Consider the following 25745-nt stretch of genomic DNA (forward strand, 5'->3'; position numbering starts at 1 on the left):
TCAGTACCGATTGCCGGAAACCAAAGTGACCTTAATTGAGATTTCTCCACTTCGCTGCGCTTCGGTGGAAATGACACGAACTCTGCTTCACTAAAAACTGCGACTGCGACTGAAAACTATTCACGGTAATTGATCATCTTCTTCACCATTCCATACAGTTCGGGGAGCTTTTGCTCGAACTCACGCGGCGTTTCGAAAAAGTATTCGAGTACTACGGCCATAAACTCTAGACTGTTGGTATAGGCATAGTCCCTGAAATAATTGGCGGCAAGCAGATTTTGCCTGTTGTTTGGATTGTCCAGATATTCGAGCACTTTGCCGAACATATCTTTATAAATAATACCCGAAGCACCCGGCCGGCGTATACCTACCGAATCGACATGGAGCACATGGGCGAATTCATGCAGCCCAAGGTTCAGGTTGTCCGTGTCAAATGCTATTCCTTCTGCAAAATGCTTCCACGAGAATACGACTACCCTTCCCGCAGGATTGAATTCACCTTTATGCCAGTTGCCATTCTGGGATTCGAATATGTCCGGGAATATAATGATCGTGTTAAAGACGGAGGTCAGGTATTTTCGCATCCCGAAAGTGAGCATTACCCATGTTGCCGCAATCTTCAATTGCATGTCATCGGAAACCTCCAGTCCTCCCCTGCCTAAAAAGCGGTACTTCTTTATAAAATTGTAGATGCGGTGGCTGAAAAACTTCTTGCGCCTTTCGGATAAATTTCTGTAAAAGCTGAAGTTGTCTTCGAGCACTTTCCGGCTATGGGAAGGCAGTTCCTTTGGAAAAGGATAAAAGTGCACGTAAAGCGGCCTGTCGAAAACGATCATCCATGCCGATTCGATGATATTGGTGAAAATGAAATACAGCGCCCAAATTACCAGGAGCAGTATAAAAATCAGAAATAAGGTATCGAAAAATAATTCCATGGGTTAATGGCGGATAGATTCCCCGCAAAATAAGGAAATGGGTTGATATAAAAAAGAGACGCATTGGATACGTCTCTTTTATTGTTCTCAAGTTTATGCGAGATGCATCCAATGCTTCTCTGCATTACGATATTATTTCTTATGCGACAGTATGCCCTGTTTCAGTACCTGCCCGAACTCGTACATATCCTCAAACGAGCAGTATAGTGGCACCGGGGCAAGGCGGATCACATTAGGTTCGCGCCAGTCGGTTATTACGCCGTTCTTCATCAGGTATTCGAAAAGGCTCCTTCCCTCACCGTGCAGGAATACCGATAGCTGGCAGGCCCTTTCGGCAGGATCGGAAGGCGTTATAATCTCGAAAGTGCTGTCGACCTCCTTGTCTATTTCATGTAGGATGAATTCAAGATAGGATGTAATGCAGTCCCTCTTTTTGATAAGGGCATCCATCCCTACCTCGTCGAACATCTCTACAGAAGCTAAATACGGAGCCAGCGACAATACCGGAAGGTTGCTTATTTGCCATCCGTTGGCGCCACGCACCGGGTCGAAATTCGGCTCCATCAAAAAACGGCGCTCTTTATTGTGGCCCCACCATCCCGCAAAGCGCGGCAAGTCAAGGTCGTTGTGGTGCATTTCGTGCACAAAGGCTCCCGAGGCATTTCCCGGTCCTGAGTTCATGTATTTGTAGCTGCACCACGCTGCGAAGTCGACGTTCCATTCGTGCAATTCGAGCTTAATGTTTCCTGCGGCGTGCGCAAGGTCCCACCCCACATAAGCACCGGCATCCTGGCCTGCTTTGGTAATGGTCTTCATATCGAACACCTGGCCGGTATAGTAATTTACACCACCTATCAGTACAAGGGCAAGCTCATCGCCTACTTCATTTATTTTAGCAAGTACATCTTCCAGGCGTATATTATGCTCCCCTTCCCTGCGCTTTATTTCGACAATTGTGGTGTCGGGTTCAAGGCCGTGAAAGCGTACCTGGCTTTTTATCATGTACTGGTCACTTGGGAATGCCTTCTCCTCGCAAATGATCTTAAAGCGTTTTGCCGTCGGCTGGTAAAACGTCACCATCAATAAATGCAGGTTTACAGTAAGGGTGTTCATTACGGTCACTTCCGAAGGCAGCGCCCCAACGATACGGCCTAGCGGGGCGGCAAAGCGCTCGTGATAGTCCCACCATGGCTTGTCGGCATAGAAGTGGCCTTCCACCGCCAGTTTTGCCCAGTCGTCCATAACCTCGTCTACATAGGCTTTGGTACGTTTTGGCTGCAGCCCGAGCGAGTTGCCCGTAAAATAGATCACCTGTTTGCCATTTACATGCGGAAAAAGGAACTCCTCCCTGTATTTGGCGAGCTTGTCGGCAGCATCAAGCCCCTGTGCAAATTCGCGTGTATTCTGAAATTCCATGTGTTGTTTGTTTGTGAGGTAAAAATAATGATTTTAATCATTTTGCAGCAAACTAAAAACGGGCATAAATTTTCAGTAGTTTTATGGCAAATTTTAAACAGAAAAACAGCTTCACTAACAATATACAAACTATTTTTATGAAAAAGATCTTTTGTTCTTTAATGCTATTCGTCTTTATGACCACGGCATTTGCCCAAAAAATCACTGAAAAAGACTTGTCAGGCACATGGAAACTTACAGCCTTTGAGGCCAATGGCATGACCATAAATTACAAAACCTCTGACATTATCCTTTCACCTAAAATGAAAGAAAAATATGGTGACAAAGCTGAAACGTTTCGAAAAATGATGGTTGAAGAATTAAAGAAAAATAAACCAAAACAACAGGAGTTATTTTTTGAAGACGGCATCAAAGTGATATTCCGAAAAGAAAATGAAGAACCCTTGTCGTGGCATTACTATATATTTGAAAAAGAAGGTGTAGAGTATCTTCAAATGAATGGAGGTGACTTTATGATGACCATGAGCGGCAAAGCCCTTGTCCTTTCAGGAAAGGAAGGCGACGGGATGGAAATAATAATGACCTACGAAAAAACATCAGAAAAAAAATAAAGCAGCCCGAAAGCTGCTTATTGTATTTTATCATCCCGACTGCGCTCGATATGACAGCGTATTATAATATTAGCATTGCATCGCCATACGTGTAAAAACGGTAGCCTTCCTTGATCGCTTCGTCATAGGCAGCACGCATTAGGTCATGCCCGACAAAGGCAGAGATCATCATAAGCAAGGTTGATTTTGGCGTATGGAAATTGGTTATCATACAATCGGCCACGCTGAAGTCATACGGTGGGAAGATGAATTTGTTGGTCCAGCCCACATACGGGTTAAGTGTTTTGGCTGATGATACCGAGCTTTCCATGGCGCGCATAGTGGTTGTACCCACAGCACATACTTTTTTCTTGTTCAGTTTTGCCTTGTTTACAATATCGCAGGCTTCCTGCTTTATAATAAGCTCTTCCGAGTCCATTTTATGTTTCGAAAGGTCTTCCACCTCAACCGGGTTAAAAGTACCAAGGCCCACGTGAAGTGTTATCTCTGCAAAATCTATCCCTTTAATTTCCAGCCTTTTCAGCAGGTGTTTAGAGAAGTGAAGCCCGGCAGTAGGCGCTGCAACAGCTCCTTCTTCCTTGGCATATATGGTTTGGTAGCGCTCCGCATCTTCCGGGACTACTTCGCGGTTGATGTATTTGGGTATAGGGGTTTCGCCCAGTTCGGTAAGCTTGTTACGGAATTCCTCATACGACCCGTCGTAAAGAAAACGAAGGGTGCGCCCACGCGATGTAGTATTGTCTATTACCTCTGCCACAAGCGAATCGTCATCGCCGAAATACAGCTTGTTACCGATACGTATTTTCCTTGCAGGGTCAACCAAAACGTCCCAAAGGCGCTGCTCGGAGTTAAGCTCCCTTAAAAGGAATACCTCTATCCTTGCACCTGTTTTTTCCTTGTTGCCATAAAGGCGTGCCGGGAAAACTTTGGTGTTGTTGAGCACCATTACATCTCCTTCATCAAAATAATCCAGTACATCCTTAAACAGCTTGTGTTCGATCTTTTTTGTTTTCCTGTCAATTACCATAAGGCGCGCTTCGTCCCTGTTTTCAGCAGGATATTCAGCAAGGAGTTCTTTTGGCAGGTTGAAATTGAAGTTTGATAATTTCATGTATGTAGCTTTCTTATAGTATCGGGCGGCCTTAATTGACATGCCCGGCATTTCTTAGTTGCGTGCAAATATACTATCGCGGGATAGGCGTTGTCAAGTGTTTTGCAATATATTTACAACATCCCTTTAAACACAGGGGTTTACAGATGCGTAATTTCGAAGCCTAATGTCCCTAAATCCTCCCAAAACGCCGGATAGGATTTTGACACGACTTCTGCGTCTTTGATTATGATGCTTCTTTTTATGGCGAGAGGTGCAAAGGCTAGCGCCATACGGTGGTCGTTGTAGGTTTGTATGCTACCTTCTGGCCTCACCCCCGGCCCCTCTCCAAAAGAGAGGGGAGCAGCTTCACTCATGCGGGAAAAACCAGTACTGTCTTGAGCTTCACTCTTGCTTAGGTCCTCACCCCCAGCCCCTCTCCCAAGGAGAGGGGAGCGAGCTACACTCGTGCCTAAATCCTCTCCCCGGCCCTCTCCAAAAGAGAAGGAGCCAGGACGTGACACCCCTGCCGAAAATAGTTGATGTGGCTGTAATATCAGGCTATCGTCTGTGATCTCAACTTTTGCGCCCAGTTTTTCGAGTTCGGTTTTGAGGGCAGAAAGGCGATCGGTTTCTTTTATTTTGAGGGTATGCAGGCCGGTGAGATGGCAGCCGAGTCCGAGTCCGAAGCAGGTTACGGCAATGGTTTGGGCGATATCCGGTGTGTTATTTAGTTGTCGGTTGACAGTTGATAGTTGCCGGTTTTCCTTTCTTAACGTAATAGTGTCGCCGTCAAATTTTGTTGAAACTCCAAGGGCTTCATAAATTTCGACCAAAGCACTATCACCCTGAAGGCTGTTTTTTTTGAAAGACGATAATCTTATCAATGTCCCCTCCTGCGATAATGCTATGATGGAATAAAAGTAAGAAGCGGAACTCCAGTCGCTTTCCACGGTCACAGATTTCAGATTGTAGATTTTAGATTTCAGATTGCCAGGAGGACGGACAATAATCGTATTTTCATTAAAACTGTTTTCTATGCCAATTTCATTTAATAATGAAAGGGTCATTTCGATATAGGGGCGGGAAGTGATCTCACCTTCAAGGGTGAGTTCGAGGCCATTTTCGAGTTTGCCTGCGATGAGTAGCAGGGCGGTTATGTACTGGCTGCTTATATCAGCTTTTATACTGACGGCGTTTCCTATGAGTTTTTTGGCGGTAATTTTTAATGGCGGAAAGCCTTCATTTTCGACATATTCTATTTTTGCGCCAAGGCTTCGGAGGGCATTGACCAAAACGGCTATCGGGCGTTCGCGCATGCGTTGTGAGCCTGTCAGCACTACTTCCCTCCCCTCCTGAATGGCAAAATAAGCCGTGAGGAAACGCATGGCCGTGCCCGCGTGGTGTATGTCGATAACTTCATCATTGCCCTCAAGCGCCTTTAGCATTACTTCACTGTCATCGGAAGAGGAGCTATTCCTTATCTCAAATCCGGGAAAGAGCGCCTGCAGCAACAGCAGCCGGTTGGTCTCGCTTTTGCTGCCTGTAACAGCAATCCCGGCGTTCCGGATACCTGATGGCAGATGAAGCTTTACGTCCATTATTTCAGTTTCTCGTTGTTGTGGTGGCGGTCGTGGTCGCGTTTGGATTTGAGGTCCATTTTCTTATCGAAAGCCTCTTGCAAATTTACACCGGTCTGGTTGGCCAGACACAGCACTACAAAAACCACATCGGCAAGTTCTTCGCCCAGGTCTTTGTTCTTATCACTTTCTTTCTCACTCTGCTCTCCATAACGGCGGGCTATAATACGGGCCACTTCACCTACTTCTTCGGTTAGCTGGGCCATATTGGTCAGCTCGTTAAAGTAGCGGACACCATGCTCTTTTATCCAGTTGTCCACATCCAACTGTGCGTTTTGTATGTTCATTTGGCTATGCTTTTTTAAGTACTATCTTCTCGTTTTGCTTGTCTGTCATTTTCTGGAAAAAGTCCCTCAATGTCGGATAGTAATCCTGGGAAATACTGGCAAAATTTATATCGAGGACTATCCCTATCTGTATCATGTTTGCCTTTGCCGCAATATTGTATTTAAAGGTACCGATATTTTGCTCCATTGCTAAGGCTATCGATTTAGGGAGCGACTCAACCACATATCCCTCAGGTATCGTGATGTTGATCATGTATTTATCCTGGTAAGGAAAGGCAAAATCTACCGGGTATTCGCGGGATTCTTTCTTAAAGGGCGTTTGTTCTTCCGTATAAAACAGCAACGGGCTTATGTATATCTTATCGCCGATGATATCGCTCATATTGCCGTGCACAAAGGAGTATTCCTCAACTACAGGCTTTGCTGCATCTTTTTCATTCTCCACGCTATAGCCGCTTATCTCAATACCGGGATAGCGTTTTTCCATCTGTGCCGAATAGCTTTCGGTATTCGTACCGGCATATTTTTCCCTGAAAAGATAGGCATTGTAGTCATGGTGCTGCAGCCTTGCCTTGCCCGATACTTTTCCGTCGCTTGATACGGCCGCCGAAATATTCACAATATCCCTGGAATTGACCTTTGGCGTAAGCCCGATCTCCAGGCTGGTGCCGTCTTTTCGTATCATCCTGCCCTGCCAGTTCAGCGCCCTTAAAGGCAGTATGTTGCCCGTGGTATTTTTGCTTGTGGCATCGAGTAAAACAATATCCTTTCCGGTCTCTACAGCAGTGATCACATAATTATAGGCCGCCCGGTTCGGGAACATCGCAACGCCGTTGGCCCGTGTGCTCACCAGTACCGGGTTTGCGGTGATGCCCGCCTCGCGAAGCATTGCTGTGAGCATCAGGTTGATCTCGGCAGCATTACCAACCTTATCTTCATACGCCTTCTTTACCCCTTTTTCGCAATAGTAGCTTGCCTCGCCATCCCAGTTCATGCGGTTTTTGACATAATCGAAAATGGTATTTATTTTCTCTGCCTGCGTTGTAACGCCAGCCATCAAACGGGCAAGGTCTTCTTTAAAATAAGAAGTATACCCGAGTTCGCGTCCGAAATCGTCGTCGTCATATATACGTTTTGTAACCGAGGGCCAGTCCGTGGCATAGTCTTCCTTACCCGACGGGAAATTTGTCGATGCCAGCTCATGCATCAGGATCGAGGTATAATTCTTTATGTTATTTACATAGTCTTCATCCCTGATCGCCTTTACATCTTTTGCCGTAAAAGTGACAACAGCTTCGTTGAACCTTCCGCCGCTGCCCAGTTTTACTTTAGTTTCCGATTGCTCCGGCTTGACATACCCCGACAGGAAACGGTTATACGTAAAATACTGGGGGATCGCAATTTCATACGACACATAGTTTGCAGGAATGTCGTATTGAAAATACCAGTCCCGGAAAACCGTAAAGTAAGGCGTTATAATCGTATACTTATATTCAATCACACTGCCCTCTTTCACATTGGGCATGGTTATGGTCTTCTGGCTGTAATTTTCCTGAACTTTATCCCGGAATTCGCCATCGCCTTTCAGCTTTGTCTTTTCTATTTTACCATCTACAAGGTTATAAGTATACGCATCGGAATAATATACCTTCAGCGTTTTGCCACCTGTATAATAGTAGAGTTTATCGGTGGCATAGTCATAACCTTCTTTTTTGTATATCTTAACGCGGCACTCCACTTCGGTAACCATAGACCAGTAGCCATCCATATCAATCGTGAAATAGGTGTGCCCTTTTTTATATAAAATAGCGGCCGGTGCAGCCGTGTCAGCCGGATGGAATTTCTGTTCAAGTTCCGCCCGGCTCACTTTACCTAATTTAAATTCCTGGCCGTTCGCTAAAAACCCGCCAAGCAACAGCAGTAAAAGTTGTATTTTCTTCATTTATGCCAAAATTATGCTTTTTTGAGCACAATCTTTTCATTTTCTTTGTCGATCATTTTTTGGAAAAAGTCCTTGATAGTCGGATAATAATCCTGCGGGATGACAGCGTTGTTGATATCTATCAATACCCCTATCTGTATCTGGTTCTTATTTACGGCTATGTTGTATTTAAAGCTGCCTATGCCATCTTCCATGGCCATGTTTACCGGTGCGGGGAACGACTCTACCACATAGCCTTCGGGTATCATTATATTGATCATGTATTTGTCCTGGTGCGGATATACAAAATCAATAGGGTATTCCCTTTTTTCCTGCCTGAAAGGATTTTCGGACTGTGCAAAGAAAAGCATGGGGTTGATATATATCTTGCCGCCGATGATATCGCTGATGTTGTTGTGGGTAAAATCATAGTCCTCAATAACGGGCTTGGTGAGGCTTTTGTCATCGGTTATATTATAGACACCTATTTCAATGCCTTTGTATCTTTGTTCCAGCTTTTCCATACAGCTTTCTTTGCTTAACCCTCCAAAAGTTTCCCTGAAAATATAGGCATTATGATCAAAATACTGATCCCTTGCTTTGCCTTTTATTTTCCCTTCCGCATCCACCTGCGCCGATATATTTATTACTTCCTTGGCGTTAGTTTGCGGCGTAAGCTCAATTGGCTGCGATGTGCCGTCTTTCCTTATCAGCCTGCCTGTCCAGTTGATCGCCCTTGGCGGAAGTACATTGGGCATGGCCGACTTTGAGGTCGCATCCAGCAGCATCATTTTCCCGTCTATTTCAACCGACGCTATAACATAATTGAAAGCTGTCCTGTTAGGGTAAAGCGCTATCTTGTTCGAGCGTGTGCTCACCAGTACCGGGTTGGCATCAAGCCCTGCATACCGCAGCATTGCTGTGAGCATGAGGTTGATCTCGGCCACGTTGCCTACCTTATCATTATAAGCCTTCTTAACGCCAGAATTGCACGAATAGCCGTGGTAACCGTTCCAGTTCATCCTGTTCTTCACATAAAAAAACAGGGTAAGGGCTTTCTCTGCCGGCGAAGCTGCACCAGCCAGCAGGGCGTCGATGTCATTGTCAAAATAACCGGTCCTTTCAAGCTCTGGCCCAAAATCGTCGTACTTGTAAATGGTCTTTACCACATCTTCCCAGTTGGTAGAATAGGATTTTATCGGGCTGTTCGGATATTTCACTATGGTAAGCTCGTGCTCTAACGATGCCGTGTAATTAAGCACATTATTTACAAAGCTCTCCTCTTTCATGGCAGGAAGCTTGTCAAGCACATAAGTAATGTGTTGCTCCTGGTAGTCGATCTTATCTGTACTAAATGTAGTCTTGCTCACGTAATTTCCTGTCCTCTCTTTCGATGTAATGCTAATAGACTTGCTGGCCACTGTCTTTGTTACTTTAGGCATGAAAAAGCCCCTGAAGTTAGTATTATACATATAATACTCCGGGATCATGGTTAAATATTCAGAATGGTTTACCGGGATTGTTTCCTGAAAGGCCCAGTCAGGGAAGGTTTCGATAAATGGCGACCTGATAGTGTATTTATATTCAACAATACAGCCTTCCTTAATATCAGGCATCACTATCTTTTTCTGCTTCCAGAATTTATCTACCTGCTCATCAAATTCACCCTCGCTTTTCAGCTTGGTTTTTTTCACGGCACCGTTCACAAGATTATAGGTTGCCGCTTTTGATATATCTACTTTTTCCCTGTTGCTATCGCTGCTGTAATAGGGAATAATTTTATTGGCCCATTCATATCCTTCTTTGGTATATATCTTTATTTTCACCTCCACTTCGGTCATCAGGTCAAAACCTCCCTGCTCAGAATAGGTCATGTAGGTTTGCCCTTTGCTAAACAGGATCGCCGCACCGGCAGAAGGGTCGGTCGGGTGGTTTTTTTCTTCAAGTTCTTCTTTGGTCACTTCGCCAAGCTCATACTTCTGTGCCTGGGCAGAAAAGCCTGCCAGCATAAATAATGCGATTAATTTGAATAGTTTCATAAGGGTAGGTTGGTTTATCTTTTATTTATGCTTTTGTAAGCACTATTTTTTCGTTCTGCTTTTCCAGCATTTTCCGGAAGAAGTCTTTTAGTGTTTGGTAGTATTCCTTAGGGATGTTAGGGAAATTAATATCAAGGGTTGAGGAGAGCTGTATTTTATTACCGTTTACAGTAATATTGTATTTGAAACTGCCGATATTATCCTCCATTGCCAGTGAAAGTGACTGGGGCAGCGATTCCACTTTATAGCCTTCCGGTAATGTAATGTTTATCATGTGCCGCTGTTGTACAGGATATGTAAAATCTATAGGATAGTCCCTTGTTTCTGCTGTAAACGGGTTTTCTTCCGTGGCAAAAAACAACATTGGGCTAAAGTATATTTTGCTACCCATTACGTCCGAAAGCATCGTGTTTGTAAAATCATATTCTTCTGTCAGTATCTTCGAAGGATCTTTATCATTGGCTATTTTATAATTACTAATGACCATGCCTTTATTAGCGGACTCTAACTGGCCGATATATTCGTCTTTCTGGACTTTAGCAAATACTTCCCTGAAAACATTGGCGATGTAGTCGAAATAAATATCCCGGGCCTTTCCTGTCACTACCCCCTGGGCATCAATCTGAGCCATAATACTTATATTTTCCCTCGAATTTATCTTTGGCATCAGATTCACTTCTATGCTTTCTCCTCCTTTTTTTATCAGCCTTCCATTCCAGTTGAGTGCATGGGCGGGTAAAATATCAGGCATACAGTACTTGCTTGTTGCATCGAGTAAAATTATGTTGCCATCAATTGTAACCGAAGAGATGACATAATTATACGCATATCGGTTGGGGAATACCGCGACACCGTTAGAGCGGGTGCTGACCAGCACCGGGTTGGCATCCAGACCCGCATATCGCAGCATGGCAGTAAGCATCAGGTTGATTTCGGCAACGTTTCCGGTTTTAGACGAATAGGCTTTTTTCACCCCATCGTCGCACAGATAGCCCATGTCCTCATTCCAGGCCATCCTGTCCCTTACAAAAGCATATATACTATCTGCTTTCTGCCTGGGCGTATAGCCTTCTTTCACTATTTTGTCAATGTCTTTCTCAAAATAGGAACTGAACTCAAGCTCCCTTCCAAAATTCTCATTTCTGTAAATCTTCGAAGAAACGGTCACCCAGTCGGTAGAAAAAAGTTGCGGCGGCATATCCGGATATCTCACTGCTGCCAACTCGTGCTTTAGCACAGAAGTATAATTTTCGATATTATTTACATATCCATCGTCTTTAATGGCTTTTACATCTTTGGCTTTATACGAATACTGCTTATCGTTGACGGATGTCTTATCATTATAAATTATCGAAGTTTTGGATTCATCGATCTCTACAAAACCTAAGGAATAAACGTTATAAACAAAATATATAGGGATAGCAACGTCATACCGCACATCATTTGCAGGAATTGGATATTGAAAGTACCAATCACTGAATGCGGCGAAATAAGGTGTCCTTATAGTGTATTTGTATTCCAGGACGCTGCCTTCCTTAACATTGGGCATCGCAATTTTTTTTATGGTAAAATCCTCCTGGAATTCTTCTTCAAATTCGCCATCCTTTTTCAGCGGTGTTTTTTCTATACTGCCATTTACAAGATTATAGGTATTGGCTTCCGAAAAGAAACCTTTTGCTTTCCTGTCATCCGAATAATATACAATCTGGGCATTGGCATAACTATAGCCATCTTTTTTGTAAACCTTTAACCGCGTGTATACCTCGGTAACCATTACCCAATAGCCACCTTTCAGCTCAAACCATGTTTTCCCGTAGCGGTAGAGGTAAGCTGCAGCCACAGTACTGTCTTTTGGATGTGCTTTTTCGGCAACTTCTGCTAAAGATACGGGTGGCGGAGAGGGTGTTGGTAACTGAGCAAAAGCATTAAGCCCAAAAAACAAAAATACAGCCAGGATTATCTTTAACATCACTGCGCGTTTTTAACCAGGACTACTTTTGCATTGTCATTACGGGCGATCTTCTCCCTGAACAGCCTGTAGTTTTCGTATTCCTTGCTGTCATAAAAGCCTTCGTTGATAAGCAGCGAACGCTTAAAGAGCAGTTCGGTTGGGTTTACCACGACATACTCGGCAGTATATTCGCCAAACTTATCGGTTATTTTGATATTCTCCGGTTTGGCTTCCATGGCATAGCCCTGTGGCAGGCTTATGGTTATCTCATCGGTATCATAAAAGCCCCTTGGTATCTCAAATGGGTTTTTCCTGTCGCGGTACCTTTGCGGAACATTCGAATACTGGTTGAATGCGTTTACCGCAAACATCATCCTGTTGCCGCTTTTGCTGCAATAGTTCTCGGCCTCTATGGCAATGTCTTCTATAAATTCCTGGTTGTCTTTATTGTTCTTAAGGCCCGTCTTTTTAAGTTTCAGGTTGTTTATCGTACTGAAACCCGACTTGTATATCTCGTCCAGCTCTTCTTTAGACTTTGACTCCAGTACAAACCGGCTGTCATACTGGGTACCCTTAGTGGTAATTACCACACCGCCGTTAATTTTTCCGGCTTCTGTTATCGCATAGCTTCCTTTTGACACCTGGCTATTGCCCTTACTGTTGTATATCGCCGTCCTTACCAGTTCGCTTTTATCGGGTTTTACAACCAGCACCATCCTGTCGTCGGTAAAGTCACCCTGGAAACCAAACGGCATCGCCTGGCTGGTACATTCCAGCCAAACCATTTTCCCGTTGTCCGGTATACCCAGTATAACGTGGTTGCCCTGCATGCTAACAAAATCTTCGCGCATATCCCGCTTACTCCTGTCGCCATACACTACTGTATAGTAGGAGTCTACACCCACCACTTTCAGCAATGCCCTGGTGTAATTGCTCAGTGCTTTACAATCGCCATAACCCAGCCTGTCGACATCTTTGGCTGCCATAGGCTTCCATCCGCCGATACCCAGCTGGATGCTGATGTAGCGTGTTTTGCCCTGCATATATTCATAAACGATCTTAGCCTTTTTCATCGGGTCAGTTTCGGTGCCTACCAGCGCTTTTATCTTTGCCTGTGTTTCAGGGCTAAGCTCATCGGTGCCGGTAAGCAGGCTGTTATACATCCATGAACCTAACGATCCCCAGCTATCCGCTTCGCCATCAACGCCTTCAAGGTGGAATTTCTTAAGGCCGAAGAGTACGTGTGGCCTCAATTTATCAAGAGAAGGAGAATAATCTTCCGGCTTGGGTGCCGGCAGGTTTTTTACGGTAACCGAAAATGAGTTGTCTGTTTCCTGCTTATCTGCGGTTGTGCTGTCAAAATTATATTCTTTGTAACGAAATCCAAGTTCGGGATTACAGGTGATGGTAAATACCGCTTTTTCCACCGAAGCATAAGGCCCTTCCACCGGTGACCATCGTGGTATAAATGCGGTATTCGAGGTTTCGGTCTCGCTTGTATAAACAATCGTAAACGGGTATTGTACCGGCGTGTAGTCAAGGTAAATCATTTTGTTGTCGGTAATGATCGATCCTTCTGATACGGCCCTTTCCTTAAAGTCCTTTTTCTTTATTTTTTTTACCTGCTGGCCAAAAGCATTATAAACCACTGCTTCAATGGAGTTGATATCTGTCGATTTATCATAATATTCCGATGCATCAATGTAGCCAAGGCCTTTGTCATTCAGGATGGTTACGATCCTTGTTTTTTTTACTTCCATCGATTTTCGGGAAGAGATGGTGATATCGGTCTGATCCAGCCTAATTACGGCGTTCGCATTATCCGTTAGCCCTGCGGGAATCGAGGCTACTGTGAGATTTTCCTGGGCACCTGCATTCATCTGAAGCAACAACATCAAGATCAGGGAAATTCTTAAAATCATGTTAAATTTATTTTCGCCAAAAATAGGTGAATTTGTTAAATATCAAAACTTTATTTGGGTATACCTTTGATTATTTAACAAGAGAGATCACTGAATTTCTATAAGTATAGATTTGATTTTGAATACTAAATAACTTACTCCCTGTTTTTAGTATCAATAAGAAGCGTTACCGGGCCGTCATTTATAAGTGCGACTTTCATATCGGCACCAAACTCACCGGTCTGTATCGTTTTCCCCAGTTCTTTTTCCATTTGTAATAAAAATTCTTCATAAAGCGGGACGGCAATTTCGGGGCGGGCGGCTTTTATGTATGAAGGGCGGTTACCTTTTTTGGTTGCGGCATGCAGCGTAAACTGGCTCACGATTATAATATCGCCATCAATTTCCTGTATCGGGAGGTTCATAACGCCGTTTTCATCGGCAAATATCCTGAGCTTTACTATTTTGGCAGCCAGCCAGTCGATATCTTCCTGCGTGTCGGCATCCTCAATACCCACCAGTATCAGCAGGCCTGCGCCAATCTCTGCAACCTTATTGCCGGAAATAGTTACCGATGCTTCGCTTACACGTTGAATAACAGCCCGCATTACTCTTCTTTATTTTTACCATCGCCATAAACATCGGTACGGTAATTCTCATCTTCGCCATCCAGCATCTGGAGATAGCTCCGGTAGCGCGACCAGGCTATTTCGTCCTTGTCAAGCGCGTCTTTCACGGCGCAGTGGGGCTCTTCCCTGTGGAGGCAGTTATGAAATTTGCATTTATCTTTAAGGGCGAAGAATTCGGGGAAATAGCCGCCTATCTCTTCTTTTTCCATATCTACGATACCAAAGCCCCTGATACCTGGAGTATCTATAATTTTGGCACCAAAGTCTAGGTCGTACATTTCGGCAAACGTGGTGGTGTGCTGTCCCTGACTGTGCTGGTCGCTTATCTTTTTCGTCTTTAAATTAAAAGAAGGCTGAAGCGTGTTGACAAGGGTCGATTTCCCTACGCCCGAATGCCCCGAGAACATGCTCACATTACCGGTCATCTCTGCCTTGAGCGCATCAATGCCTTTCCCTTCGGTAGACGATATGCGGAGGCATTTGTAACCAATCCTGTTGTATACGAATTGCAGGAACAGCTGCTCGTCCAGCATAGCATCATCATAGGTATCTATTTTGTTAAATACCAATATAGCTTCTATACGGTACGCTTCGGCAGTGACAAGGAAACGGTCTATAAAGCTGGTGGTGGTTGGCGGGTTGTTGATGGTAACCAGCAGGAAAACTTTATCGACATTGGATGCAATAATGTGCAGCTGCTTGGAAAGGTTCACCGATTTACGGACAATATAATTTTTGCGCTCATGGATATTCATGATAACCCCGGTAGTAGCATCGGAAGTTTCATCAAGCTCAAAATCCACAATGTCGCCCACTGCCACCGGGTTGGTGCTCTTGATGCCCTTAATGCGGAATTTTCCCTTGATGCGGCATTCATATATAACGCCTTCCTCCGTTTTCACGGTGTACCAGCTTCCCGTAGATTTATAAACAAGTCCTGTCATACCGCAAAGATAATAATCTCAATGCTTTTATCTTTCCAAAAAAACAGGAATAAAAATGCCGCTGCAATTGCAACGGCATTTATAAATTATAGGAGTAGATTTAATCTTCAATTACCATTCTGCCCAGCTTGTCGGCTTTTTTCCGTGCTGAATAGATGATGTATTCGTTATCCGATACTTCATAGCTAACGCCCGGCCTTAGCACAAGGCCATCTTTAACAGCCTCTTCAGGATCCTTACGGGTGATATTTCCATTTTTATCGAATATGAACAATGACGGTACCGCTTTGTTGTAGTTGCCCATAGACTTGATCTCCTCAATATCTGTAATGCCTTTGTTCTTAACATTATCATTGATCATGATGCTAAGATCGCCATCTTTATAGATCGGCAATGCACCCAGATACTCCGGTCCGCTGCCCATTTGCGCTATCGGGATTGCAATTGCGCCTCCCACTGAGAAATTACCACTGTTACCTCCAAAAGAAAGGCCAAGGAACATTGTACTTATCGAAGCAGATTGTTCTTTAGGCACCACATTGCTCCACTCGTGTGAACCGTCTTTTGCAAGAGAAGTTACGATTATCTCATTTTTAGTGTATGTTATTGGCGTTACCCCTACTCCAATACCTCCTATTGAAAGTCCGGTTGACTGCCCTACATAAACCGTTTGGTACTCTGAAAGCATGATCATACCACCATCTGCCCTGCCGATAATATGAATAATATTATATAGCGGCGGAACGTCTTTTCCTTTCCTTGCCCTTCGCTCACCAATCAGCTTTACTTTAGTTTTATAATCCAGTTCGTTGAACTTAAGGCTTGTAGTTGTATTCGATTTCAGGTCGATGGTCGCGGCATATACGCCCTCAAGGTCATTGTTTACCCTTCCGCTTTCGCGAACGCTAAGGTAAAAGCCCATAAGGTGAAGCTCGTTGCCCGATGGCACGATCTTGCAGTTCAGCGGATAGCGCCCGTCAGATTTTATAGTTATAACTTCTTTCTTGTAGCCCGTTGTGCTTTTATAGGCATGTACTTCAAAGGTCTCTACACGTTTCTTGTTCTTTTTATCCCGGTAGCCTTCGCTTACTACAACATAAATGTCATCATTAAGCCCTACCTGGAAATCAGGGATGTTAAAGGTAACGTCCTTTTTCTTGTCGTCTTCAAATACTACTTTTTCGGTTGTATTGAATATCGTTTTAAGGTTGTCGTCAAAAAACTTGATCTCATACTTTACGGCATCTTCTTTTTTAAGTTTTGTAGCGTGCATTACCAGCAACCCTGCTTCGTCCTGTGTAGTCCTGAAGTAGAAGCTGCCCATTTCACTTTTCTTTTCCACCGGTACTTTAAACAGCACCGTGCCTTCAGCACCAAGCTTACCGGCTTCCGAAAGAGGGTTGGCCACCAGGCTGTACGCTTTTTCCTTGCGGTTATATACGCTGCCTAAAACATACAACTTACCATTAAGCAGGTATACGTTTTCAAACTCTACGTCTTTATCGTTAAGTTCCGGTATTTTAATTGCACTAGAAGAAAGCAATTTCATGCTCGCTGCATCGAAGATCTTAAGGAAGTAATCATCCTTTTTAAGGCCTACACCATATATCTTGCCGTTTGCCTCGCCTAGTATATCTACCAGGGTCTGCTTGTCATCCGGCAGTTCGTGCCCGTAGGTAATGTTGACCTTGTCAATTTTGTTTTGTGCATGCAACGCCCCCAGCCCCATAAAAAGGGCTAATAAGGCATGTTTTACTTTCTTCATGTGTTTTTGTTGGTTAGGTATTTCAGGAAGCTATAGTACAAAAGAATTTTAACATATAGAAAAACTACAATGTTAAAATTTTAACTTTTTGTTATGAATTTTGCGCATTTATAATTTTCTCCTGATGCACAATGCTTTCCTGATGTATTGCCCTGAATAGTTTGAGGATAAATTCTTCGCCCAGATTCTGCGGAAGGCCTTCTGTCCTCATGTTTTCCAACACTTCTTTCCATCGTTTTCCCTGTAGTACCGACACATTATTTTCCTTTTTGAGCATCCCAATCTCGTCGGCTATGCGCATCCTTTCGCCCAATACCTGAATCAATTTGGAATCATATTCATCTATCCGGAGCCTCAGTTTTTCAATATGCTCGTTAAAGACGCTATTTTCGGCTCCCTTATTCCTCACTTTAAGGCTGGTCATTATCTCTTTCAGCCTTTCGGGGGTTACCTGTTGTGCGGCATCACTCCATGCTTTGTCCGGGTTGTTATGGGTCTCGATCATCAGGCCGTCATAATTCAGGTCGAGCGCCTGTTGCGACACCTGCTGGATCATGTCGCGCCTTCCTGTAATATGCGACGGGTCGCAGATAATCGGCAGGTCAGGGAAACGGTCGTGCAGCTCTATAGCCAGCTGCCATTCGGGTATGTTGCGGTATTTGGTTTTTTCATACGTAGAAAACCCCCTGTGTATCACGCCCAGCTTTTTTATGCCTGCATTATAAAAGCGCTCCACACCGCCCAGCCAAAGTGCCAGGTCGGGGTTAACGGGATTTTTCACGAGTACTATCTTATCGGTATTGGTAAGGGCATCAGCTATCTCCTGCACGGCAAAAGGATTTACGGTAGTACGCGCGCCTATCCACAATACGTCAATGTCGTGTTCCAGCGCCAGCTTTACGTGAGTGGCATTAGCAACCTCAACGGCCATCAATAGGCCGGTTTCGGCTTTCGCTTTTTGCAGCCAGCCCAAGCCTATAGCACCCACGCCTTCAAAACCTCCGGGCCGTGTGCGCGGCTTCCATATCCCCGCGCGGTAGATGCTCACATCAGAATCTTTTAACTGCCTGGCTATATCCAGCACCTGCTCCTCAGTCTCTGCGCTGCACGGCCCTGCTATTACTAACGGGTGCGACAATTTGAAATCGTCCAGCCACTGGCGCATCCCGCTGTTGTTTTCCATTTTCTCGATCATACTACAAATTTAGTGCATTTGGGTACGAATAAAAAATGTTTGAAGTCCGATGTCGGAGGTCCGATGCTGTTTGTGATTTGGAATTTGTGATTTGGAATTTGCGATTTGGAATTTGGAATTACTATTTTTGTTTCAAAATCAAAACTATGTCTATCGAGGTAAAGGATATTTCTAAAAGCTATGGCGCACAAAAAGCGCTGGATGCTGTTTCATTTTCTATAAACAGGGGAGAAATCGTAGGTTTCCTTGGGCCGAACGGTGCGGGAAAATCGACCCTGATGAAGATCCTGACTACCTTTATCAATGCCGATGAAGGTACTGCGGTAGTAAATGGCAGCGATGTTGTAGAGCAGCAAAGGGCGGTGCAACAATCGGTGGGTTACCTGCCGGAGCATAACCCCTTGTACCTCGACCTGTATGTAAGGGAGTACCTTGCCTTTAATGCCGATGTGTATAAAGTAAAAAAATCACGCATTGACGAAGTGATAGCGCTTACCGGCCTTACGCCCGAAGCGCACAAAAAGATAGGCCAGTTATCTAAAGGGTACCGTCAGCGTGTGGGCCTTGCCACGGCACTGCTGCATGATCCCGAAGTGCTTATCCTCGATGAGCCTACCACCGGCCTCGACCCTAACCAGATCGTTGAGATTCGCGACCTTATAAAAAATATCGGGAAGAATAAAACGGTGTTCCTTTCTACACATATCATGCAGGAGGTAGAAGCGATATGCGACCGCGTGATCATCATCAATCATGGAAAAATCGTTACCGACAAGAAACTGAAAAACCTGGTGAAAGACGATAAGAAAGAGCAGGTTATTGAAGTGGAATTCGATAAAGCCGTGACCACAGAAATGCTACAGGCTATCCCCAACTTTGTTGCCTCCCGCAACCTTCGTGGCAATATATGGGAGCTTGCTTTTACGTCTGATGACGATATGCGTCCGGTTCTGTTTGACTTTGCCCATGATAATGGCCTGAAGACACTTCAGCTTACGCTAAAAAACAAAAACCTGGAGACGGTGTTCAGGGAAATGACGAAGAAGAAGTAGTTCTTTTTGAATGAGTAATTTTGTATATTTGAATAACATTATGAAATTAAGTTATGGATATTGAATTGAACATACAGAATAAAAAACTGGAACTCATCCAGTGGCTTTCAACTGTTGAAGACGTTTCGCTACTTGATAAGATACTCGCTTTAAGAAAACAGGAAAAAGATTGGTGGGATATTATAAGTGACGATGAGAAAGCCTCGATTAAAAGAGGTATCGTTGATGCCGATGCAGGAAAATTAATACCTCATTCTGACGTAAGGAAACGATATGAAAAATGGCTATAAGCTATTCTGGACTGAACTTGCCGATAAAGAACTTGAGGAAGCAATAGCTTATCTTGAAGAAAACTGGACAGACAGAGAAATAAAAAATCTTTTTGTAAAACTTGATACTACTTTAAAAATTCTCGCATCTAATCCTTTCATTTTCCAAATCTCAGATATAGAAGAAGATATAAGGAGGGCGGTAGTTGCTAAATACAACTCCCTTTATTATCGGATAAATGATAATAGCATCGAAATTATTTCTTTTTACAACAACCGGAAAAATCCAAATAAAAGAAACGCAAAATAATCACTCATAAACCACCCTGCCACTATACACCCTGTTCACCTCAACAATAGGTGGATGATTTTTTAGCACCAGATTACCTGTGGAATAGATCGTGCCCGTTACTTTTTGCTGTACTTCTGCAATGATGTCGTTGGAACTCCTGTGGAATATTTGCAGGTTTTGCAATGTGAGATCAGTTCCATCGAAGCGCGCATCACCGGAATAGAAATTTACCGTCAGGTTTTCAACTGTCCCGGTAAGCACATAATAGGCAGACTGGTTATCTTGGATATCCAGGTTGGTGCAATTTACTTTTAATTCAAAAGTACCCGAAGCCGTTTCGCTGAAAATCCCCGATTGCAGGTTAAGGCTTGGGAATGCCAGCACCCCATCCGATTTCACTGCAAACTGCGATGCTGAATATATCTTTTCGAGGTTAGGTGTGGTAACATAAACTGTAGTGGTTTTGTAGGAGTGTACCCAGTTGCAATTGTTGGCATTTTCAAGCCAGAGTTCGCTGCCTTTTATTGCTACAGAAATATATTCTTTAATGTTTTCGCCAGTTTCTATCGTCACTTTTTGTTCCGGCCCCTGAGTTACGATAAGCTCAATTCCCGGTGATATATGAATGCTATTGAATTCTCCGACTTGCACATCATAAGTAACCTCATCGCCCATGGCGGTAAAGCATTCCGGTGCAAGGTCATTGTTGCAGGAAACGAACGCCATTAGCAACAGCATAAAAATCGCAATTCGTACTTTATAATTCATAATTCTCATAGCCTTATTCCAATTCCTACTTCCATTACCTCCGCTTTTGCCGCATGGGTTTTTAGCCCTATCGTACTGAAAATTTTATCCGTATAGTAATATTTTGCCCCGATGCGTTGGTAAATCCTGCCCGTTGAATTAAAGGACTCATACACATAGCAGCCCACCTGCGCTTCTATCGACAGGCTGTTGATGAACAATTCATGACCAACAAAAACCCCTACCTTCTTATAATCCGTATTCCCATCTACATGCTCTTCCGGATAGGCAACCGATTTATAGTGGATGTATTCCTTCAGGTATTTGGGCCAGAAAACCTCCGCACCCAACTGGAAAGCGCTCTTGCGGCTCCATCGCTTATCTATATAACCCGACAACGCATAATAAGGATACTGCTTACTTCCAATGACATCACTTTGGTTGAGGCCGCCTTTGAAAGAAAAATTGAATTTTATTGGCTCACTATATTTAATAGTATCCGTTTCCGAAACATAACGATGCTCTTCGCCTCTGCCGAAACTATAGTTCAATCCTACATTCACTGCAAAAGTATTGGTGCTGGTATTGGGCGATGTCATGCTTGCATTGGAATGATGGATAAATACCATCCCCGCCTGTACCCCCAGGCCCTCCCAAATATTGGCCTTATTGAAATTCAGCATAAAATAGGTAGACGGCATCAGGTGCTGGCCATAGGCGTTATTACGGAAGTTAGTCTCCTTATCGTAAGGGTTAGTATTATAAGCAACCCCCTGCCCCACCCGCAGCATCAGGAGCCTTTGCAGGAAATAGAAGTTATAATGCCCGTAAAACCCATACATATCGCCAAGGGTCTCGTTCCGCATATTCTGGTAATGGAACGAAAAGCCATAATCCGGGTAGTTGTAGCGCGCCTGCCATTTTTCGTCGCCAAAGGTGTGGCGGTTAAACCCAAGGATAACGCCCACCGGATGCGCAGTAATAAGGTGCTGTATCGATTTGCGGTGCGGTACGATATTGCCATAAAAATAATTGGCATCCACGCTGAATTTGCCATTAGGGGATTCCTGGGCAAATAAAGCCACCGAGAATAACAGAATGCAAAAATACCGTGTGCGCATTATGCTATTTTATTTTTTTTAATACCGCTTCTTCATAATCCCCATCGCAGGTAAGGCGGTACACATATTCTTTAAAAGATTCGTCCCTGAAAGTCAGCGTAAGGTCGAGGTCATCATTATCTTCGGCTTTACCATGTAGTTCCGGCCCGGTTCTATATTGGTTCTCACTATCATAATGTTTCGGGAATGACCCTTCCCATTCTATTTTTTCCGTATTGCTTTTAATGCTGATCAGGTCGGCTGCCCTTCCTTTATTGGACAGTACAATTTCCAGGTTATAGTCATCGAGGTAGTACTCGCCCATGCTTTCCAGTTTTATGTTCGGCATAAAATATAATTCTACCGACTCAATATGATACGGATAGCCATTGACGGTTATCGCACCGGCAGCTTCTTTATCTGCGCTACCTGTTTCATTATAGCGTTTTTCACTGGAAACATATTCTTTGCGGACAGCATCCTCCAACTGCTTTAGCGTAAACTTTATAACTGGGAGGTCCCCGTCATTACTGTTATAAAAATTTTCAAGTACCTCAGAATTACTCTCCTGGTAGTTTACAGGTATTTCCATTACCGAAAATGTTATCCCGTCCGGCCCAACAGCTTCCGTTTTCAGAAACATTTCCGTCCTTCCGGAGTACACATAACTATCCGGCCTTTCCAGCTTGATAACATGGTTCGCTGTAAGATTTTTAAGCGTTTCTTTTATTACAGCAGCATTTTTTTTGAACCGTTCCTGTGCCGCTACCTCGACCTTATGCTTCTCGTAGGATTTATATCCCAAATATCCCGTCACACCTAAAAAGAGAAAAGCAGGGAAGATGAAAAAGTACCAGCCGCCGTTGACGCCTTCGCGCTTTTCACGGACTACATAAGTATCCGACCAGTCGTCGTGCCAGCCCCTGCCAAACAATACCGAAAGGGATTCGAAAGGCACAAACCTTACGATAGTGCGCACGAATAATTTTCCCATAGCGGGTTTCCCTGCGGTATCCGTTACAACCCTGGTTTCTGTAAGCATCTTGCCAGGCGTGGTCTGCAGCAAGCCTTCGAATAGCATGTAATACAAAACCTGGAAAATGACGCATATCATATACAATCCCAATTGGGGACCCACTGAATTTTCAAGTGGCTCAAGGAAATTCCGTATTGCATCGACCCGGATCAACGACTCTACTATTGGGAAGAATATAAAAATAAAGGTAAATGCATCAGTAATAAGGTTAAAAAGGCGCTGCCAACGGGAAGACTCAACAATGATTTCCCGCTCTGTATCGTCACCATACTGCTGCGTTACCGTAGCGATCTGTTTGTGATTTCGGAAATAGATAAGCGCTTTCCAGCACAGCCATACCCAAAGCAGGTACCATATAAGGTAGCCGATAAAAATAAGCGAGTTGAACCCCTGAAGCAGCCATACAAGACTCGAAGGGATGTAAATTACCATAAAGAAAACCTTTATTGCCTTCGAAAACAATATCATGGAAAGCACATAGCGTACCAGCCGGGTTTCTTTTCTACTGAAAAAATAAAGGATGCCGCCTGCGAGCAATAAAGAGTAAAAGAAGAGATTGATATAGTTGATCTCATTGAAACTGGCTTCGACGCCTATATAACCAAGATTCAGCGATGTGAAAAAATCTTTTATATAGTATTGCCATGCAGGCCTGCTGCCAACAGAAGTGGTAAGCATAAGTTCGGTATACATTCCCATTAAACCTGCGAGAATTGAACCGATCGCAATTTTTTTTGGCATTTGGTTAAAGTTTTGCCAAAAATAGGAAAATTATTATGCTGTGGTAAGTATATCGAAAAAACTTACAGCCTGTATACTATTACTTCCTGGTTTTCTTTAAATCCCTAACTGCCTTTTTAAGGGCGCGGGCCGTTTCTTTTGTCCTGTTGGCAAGAAGTGATTTACCCGTAAAAACTATTTTCCCGGATGGATCTATGATAAAGGTAGTAGGGAAGTATTTAATAGCAAAGCGGTCTACGAGGTGCCTGCCGTCCGGAATCAGCGTAAAATCAAACTTTACTTTTTGCGAGAATTTTTCCACCTTTTCTTTTTTATCGAAGGTGATGCCAAACCAGGCAACATCGTCAGTACCGTATTCTTCCCGCATCTTATTCAGTTCCGGCATGTCCTCAATACACGCACCGCAATTCACAAACCAGAAATCGAGGACTATAATCTTGCCTTTAAGACTTTCAAGTGTATGCGTTTTTCCATCCATATCGGTAAGGCTCAATTCGTTTATCGTTGTCCCCAAAAGGTTTTTGCGGTTTTCCTCATCGTCCTTTTGCTGCTTTTTCCAATGCTCATTGTTTGCCGTTATCTCTTCTTCCGTCTGCCTATGAAAAATATAACTGTAAGAATTTGTCAAAGTATCTTTGTAAATGAGTGTATTGTATTTAAAGCCTTCTTTAGAGTGGAACAATGAGTCGGAATACGCTTTGTTTGAAAGCGTACCATCTTCCTTATAATAACGGGTAAACTTTATCAGGCTGTCCCTTTTCGCCGCCGGCTGGGTATTGAGGTAATCAATATAGTCGGTCATGTTCGATTTTTTGCTTGAAGCAGAAAGGAACGGGTAATCCTGGGCAAAGGAGGCATTGCTTGTAACGAGCAATGCCAAAAGGAGTAGTTGGCGCATCTTTGTTTGGTTTGGTTGAAATTAAAACTGTGGTTAAACGGTTTTATTGTGCGGATTTCTGTAGCCAACGCGAATTTCCTTTTCGAACGGATGCGTGAGGGATGGAGGTGGAATCCTGCTGAGGCACGAAGCAGATACAGCCGACAGCCCGGCCACAGCAAAGGCAGAAACAGGGAGGTGGCACGCCCAAAAAAGCTTACAGGTTAAATGTTACGCCCCTTCAGGGCTTTATCACCCGGTTGGATCCTAACCCAGGGCAATGCCCCGGGCTATATTGTCTGACCCTTTCAGGGTCGGACGCGGGATTTTTTAAAAAACCTCCTCCGCTATTGCCTTAATATTATCCGGTTTACCCATTGAATAATAATGCAGCACCGGAATACCGGCGGCAACCAGCTCTTTGCTTTGTGCAGTACACCACTCGATGCCTATCTGCCGAACGGCTTCGTTGTCTTTTGCCCTCACTACTGCCATTATCAGGTCGTCCGGCAGGTCGACCTTAAAGCGGTGCGGGATCTGGTTGAGCTGTTTTCTGGTGGATATCGGCTTCAGTCCCGGGATAATAGGTACGGTAATTCCTTCCTTCCTGCATTTCGCAACAAAATCAAAGAATTTCTTATTATCGAAAAACATCTGTGTCACGATATAGGACGCACCGTTTCTTATCTTTTGCTTTAAAAAATAAATATCGCTGTCGAGGCTGGGCGCTTCCATGTGCTTTTCAGGGTATCCGGCCACACCAATGCAGAAATTGGTAGCTGACGAATTCTGCAGGTGGTCATCGAGGTAAATACCTTTGTTCAGGTTCTTGATCTGTGTTACGAGTTCGGTTGCATAGTGGTTACCTTCTTTTTCGGGCTTGAAATAAATCTCGCTTTTTACGGCATCACCACGCAGGGCCACAACATTTTGGATGCCCAGGAAGTCAAGGTCGATAAGGAAGTTCTCGGTATCCTCTTTGGTAAAGCCGCCGCACAGGATATGCGGAATGGCATCCAACTGGTACTTGTTCTGTATGGCCGAGCAAATACCCACCGTGCCGGGACGTTTCTTTACGATCTTCTTTTCCAGAAGGCCGCTTGGCAGTTCCTTATATTCATATTCCTCGCGGTGGTAGGTCACGTCGATAAAGGGCGGCTTAAACTCCATCAACGGGTCGATGCTGTCGAATATCGACTGAATGTTCTGGCCTTTTAGCGGCGGCAGTATCTCAAAGGAAAAAAGCGGTTTTCCTTTAGCGTTCTCTATATGTTCTGTTACTTTCATTTTTTCAGCCCCCTAACCCC

Annotated in this window: 23 protein-coding genes; 5 read left to right on the forward strand and 18 right to left on the reverse strand. The window is 44.0% G+C overall.

Annotated elements, in window-relative coordinates:
• Positions 1-116: 116 nt before the first annotated feature.
• The gene (locus AAEO56_RS05230; RefSeq protein ID WP_341695970.1) at positions 117-935 is read right to left on the reverse strand and encodes a zinc-dependent peptidase; all 819 of its coding nucleotides are present in this window, start codon (positions 933-935) and stop codon (positions 117-119) included.
• Positions 936-1067: 132 nt separating this feature from the next.
• Positions 1068-2351 (reverse strand): kynureninase, encoded by a 1284-nt coding sequence (kynU, locus tag AAEO56_RS05235; RefSeq protein WP_341695971.1) that lies wholly within the window; start codon positions 2349-2351, stop codon positions 1068-1070.
• A gap of 137 nt (positions 2352-2488) precedes the next feature.
• Here kynU and AAEO56_RS05240 point away from each other — a divergent pair, with 137 nt between their 5' ends.
• Complete coding sequence (locus AAEO56_RS05240; protein ID WP_341695972.1) at positions 2489-2962, forward strand: hypothetical protein; 474 nt, start codon at positions 2489-2491, stop codon at positions 2960-2962.
• Positions 2963-3023: 61 nt separating this feature from the next.
• On the opposite strand, the gene queA is transcribed toward AAEO56_RS05240, so the two are convergent.
• The 11 genes from queA to AAEO56_RS05295 form a co-directional block, all read right to left on the reverse strand.
• Complete coding sequence (gene queA / locus AAEO56_RS05245) at positions 3024-4073, reverse strand: tRNA preQ1(34) S-adenosylmethionine ribosyltransferase-isomerase QueA (protein WP_341695973.1); 1050 nt, start codon at positions 4071-4073, stop codon at positions 3024-3026.
• A 140-nt stretch (positions 4074-4213) separates the two neighbouring features.
• A complete protein-coding gene (locus tag AAEO56_RS05250) occupies positions 4214-5653 on the reverse strand; it encodes a 3-phosphoshikimate 1-carboxyvinyltransferase (RefSeq protein ID WP_341695974.1) in 1440 nt (479 codons plus the stop codon).
• Entirely contained in the window at positions 5653-5979 is a 327-nt protein-coding gene (locus AAEO56_RS05255) for a nucleotide pyrophosphohydrolase (protein ID WP_108777724.1), read from the reverse strand. Before AAEO56_RS05255 ends, AAEO56_RS05250 begins: the two co-directional genes overlap by 1 nt.
• 4 nt (positions 5980-5983) lie before the next feature.
• Positions 5984-7921, reverse strand: coding sequence for a DUF3857 domain-containing protein (locus tag AAEO56_RS05260; RefSeq protein ID WP_341695975.1), 1938 nt, complete (start codon positions 7919-7921; stop codon positions 5984-5986).
• Positions 7922-7932: 11 nt separating this feature from the next.
• Positions 7933-9939, reverse strand: coding sequence for a DUF3857 domain-containing protein (locus AAEO56_RS05265; RefSeq protein ID WP_341695976.1), 2007 nt, complete (start codon positions 9937-9939; stop codon positions 7933-7935).
• 25 nt (positions 9940-9964) lie between these two features.
• A complete protein-coding gene (locus AAEO56_RS05270) occupies positions 9965-11908 on the reverse strand; it encodes a DUF3857 domain-containing protein (protein WP_341695977.1) in 1944 nt (647 codons plus the stop codon).
• Complete coding sequence (locus AAEO56_RS05275; RefSeq protein WP_341695978.1) at positions 11908-13812, reverse strand: DUF3857 domain-containing protein; 1905 nt, start codon at positions 13810-13812, stop codon at positions 11908-11910. The genes AAEO56_RS05270 and AAEO56_RS05275 overlap by 1 nt, the downstream gene beginning before the upstream one ends.
• Positions 13813-13946: 134 nt before the next feature.
• The gene (dtd, locus tag AAEO56_RS05280; protein ID WP_341695979.1) at positions 13947-14399 is read right to left on the reverse strand and encodes a D-aminoacyl-tRNA deacylase; all 453 of its coding nucleotides are present in this window, start codon (positions 14397-14399) and stop codon (positions 13947-13949) included.
• Positions 14399-15364, reverse strand: a complete 966-nt coding sequence (rsgA, locus tag AAEO56_RS05285) for a ribosome small subunit-dependent GTPase A (RefSeq protein ID WP_341695980.1) — start codon at positions 15362-15364, stop codon at positions 14399-14401. Before rsgA ends, dtd begins: the two co-directional genes overlap by 1 nt.
• Before the next feature lie 100 nt (positions 15365-15464).
• Positions 15465-17129, reverse strand: coding sequence for a hypothetical protein (locus AAEO56_RS05290; protein WP_341695981.1), 1665 nt, complete (start codon positions 17127-17129; stop codon positions 15465-15467).
• 91 nt (positions 17130-17220) lie between these two features.
• On the reverse strand, positions 17221-18312 hold the full coding sequence (locus tag AAEO56_RS05295; protein WP_341696075.1) for a bifunctional 3-deoxy-7-phosphoheptulonate synthase/chorismate mutase type II: 1092 nt from the start codon (positions 18310-18312) through the stop codon (positions 17221-17223).
• Positions 18313-18470: 158 nt separating this feature from the next.
• Between AAEO56_RS05295 and gldA the strand changes: the two genes are divergently transcribed.
• Genes gldA through AAEO56_RS05310 form a run of 3 tightly spaced genes read left to right on the forward strand, consistent with a single transcriptional unit; the run spans position 18471 to position 19955 of the window.
• Positions 18471-19376 (forward strand): gliding motility-associated ABC transporter ATP-binding subunit GldA, encoded by a 906-nt coding sequence (gene gldA / locus AAEO56_RS05300; protein WP_341695982.1) that lies wholly within the window; start codon positions 18471-18473, stop codon positions 19374-19376.
• A 53-nt stretch (positions 19377-19429) separates the two neighbouring features.
• The gene (locus AAEO56_RS05305; protein WP_341695983.1) at positions 19430-19666 is read left to right on the forward strand and encodes a hypothetical protein; all 237 of its coding nucleotides are present in this window, start codon (positions 19430-19432) and stop codon (positions 19664-19666) included.
• Positions 19650-19955, forward strand: coding sequence for a type II toxin-antitoxin system RelE/ParE family toxin (locus AAEO56_RS05310; RefSeq protein WP_341695984.1), 306 nt, complete (start codon positions 19650-19652; stop codon positions 19953-19955). Before AAEO56_RS05305 ends, AAEO56_RS05310 begins: the two co-directional genes overlap by 17 nt.
• Here the strand turns inward: AAEO56_RS05310 and AAEO56_RS05315 are convergent, their stop codons facing one another.
• From AAEO56_RS05315 to AAEO56_RS05330, 4 genes are all read right to left on the reverse strand, one after another.
• Positions 19956-20705: a head GIN domain-containing protein gene (locus tag AAEO56_RS05315; RefSeq protein ID WP_341695985.1), complete on the reverse strand. Its 750-nt coding sequence runs from the start codon at positions 20703-20705 to the stop codon at positions 19956-19958.
• Between the two features lie 5 nt (positions 20706-20710).
• On the reverse strand, positions 20711-21805 hold the full coding sequence (locus AAEO56_RS05320) for an acyloxyacyl hydrolase (RefSeq protein WP_341695986.1): 1095 nt from the start codon (positions 21803-21805) through the stop codon (positions 20711-20713).
• A 4-nt stretch (positions 21806-21809) separates the two neighbouring features.
• Positions 21810-23561 carry an RDD family protein gene (locus AAEO56_RS05325; RefSeq protein WP_341695987.1) on the reverse strand — a complete coding sequence of 584 codons (1752 nt, stop codon included), beginning with the start codon at positions 23559-23561 and terminating at the stop codon, positions 21810-21812.
• A 79-nt stretch (positions 23562-23640) separates the two neighbouring features.
• The gene (locus AAEO56_RS05330; protein WP_341695988.1) at positions 23641-24459 is read right to left on the reverse strand and encodes a peroxiredoxin family protein; all 819 of its coding nucleotides are present in this window, start codon (positions 24457-24459) and stop codon (positions 23641-23643) included.
• 48 nt (positions 24460-24507) lie between these two features.
• Between AAEO56_RS05330 and AAEO56_RS05335 the strand changes: the two genes are divergently transcribed.
• Positions 24508-24666 carry a hypothetical protein gene (locus tag AAEO56_RS05335; protein ID WP_341695989.1) on the forward strand — a complete coding sequence of 53 codons (159 nt, stop codon included), beginning with the start codon at positions 24508-24510 and terminating at the stop codon, positions 24664-24666.
• A 102-nt stretch (positions 24667-24768) separates the two neighbouring features.
• Here AAEO56_RS05335 and metF read toward each other — a convergent pair whose 3' ends face one another.
• Positions 24769-25725 (reverse strand): methylenetetrahydrofolate reductase [NAD(P)H], encoded by a 957-nt coding sequence (gene metF, locus AAEO56_RS05340; RefSeq protein ID WP_341695990.1) that lies wholly within the window; start codon positions 25723-25725, stop codon positions 24769-24771.
• Between the last annotated feature and the right edge of the window lie 20 nt (positions 25726-25745).

Source organism: Flavobacterium arundinis, assembly GCF_038289855.1.
Lineage (GTDB): Bacteria > Bacteroidota > Bacteroidia > Flavobacteriales > Flavobacteriaceae > Flavobacterium > Flavobacterium arundinis.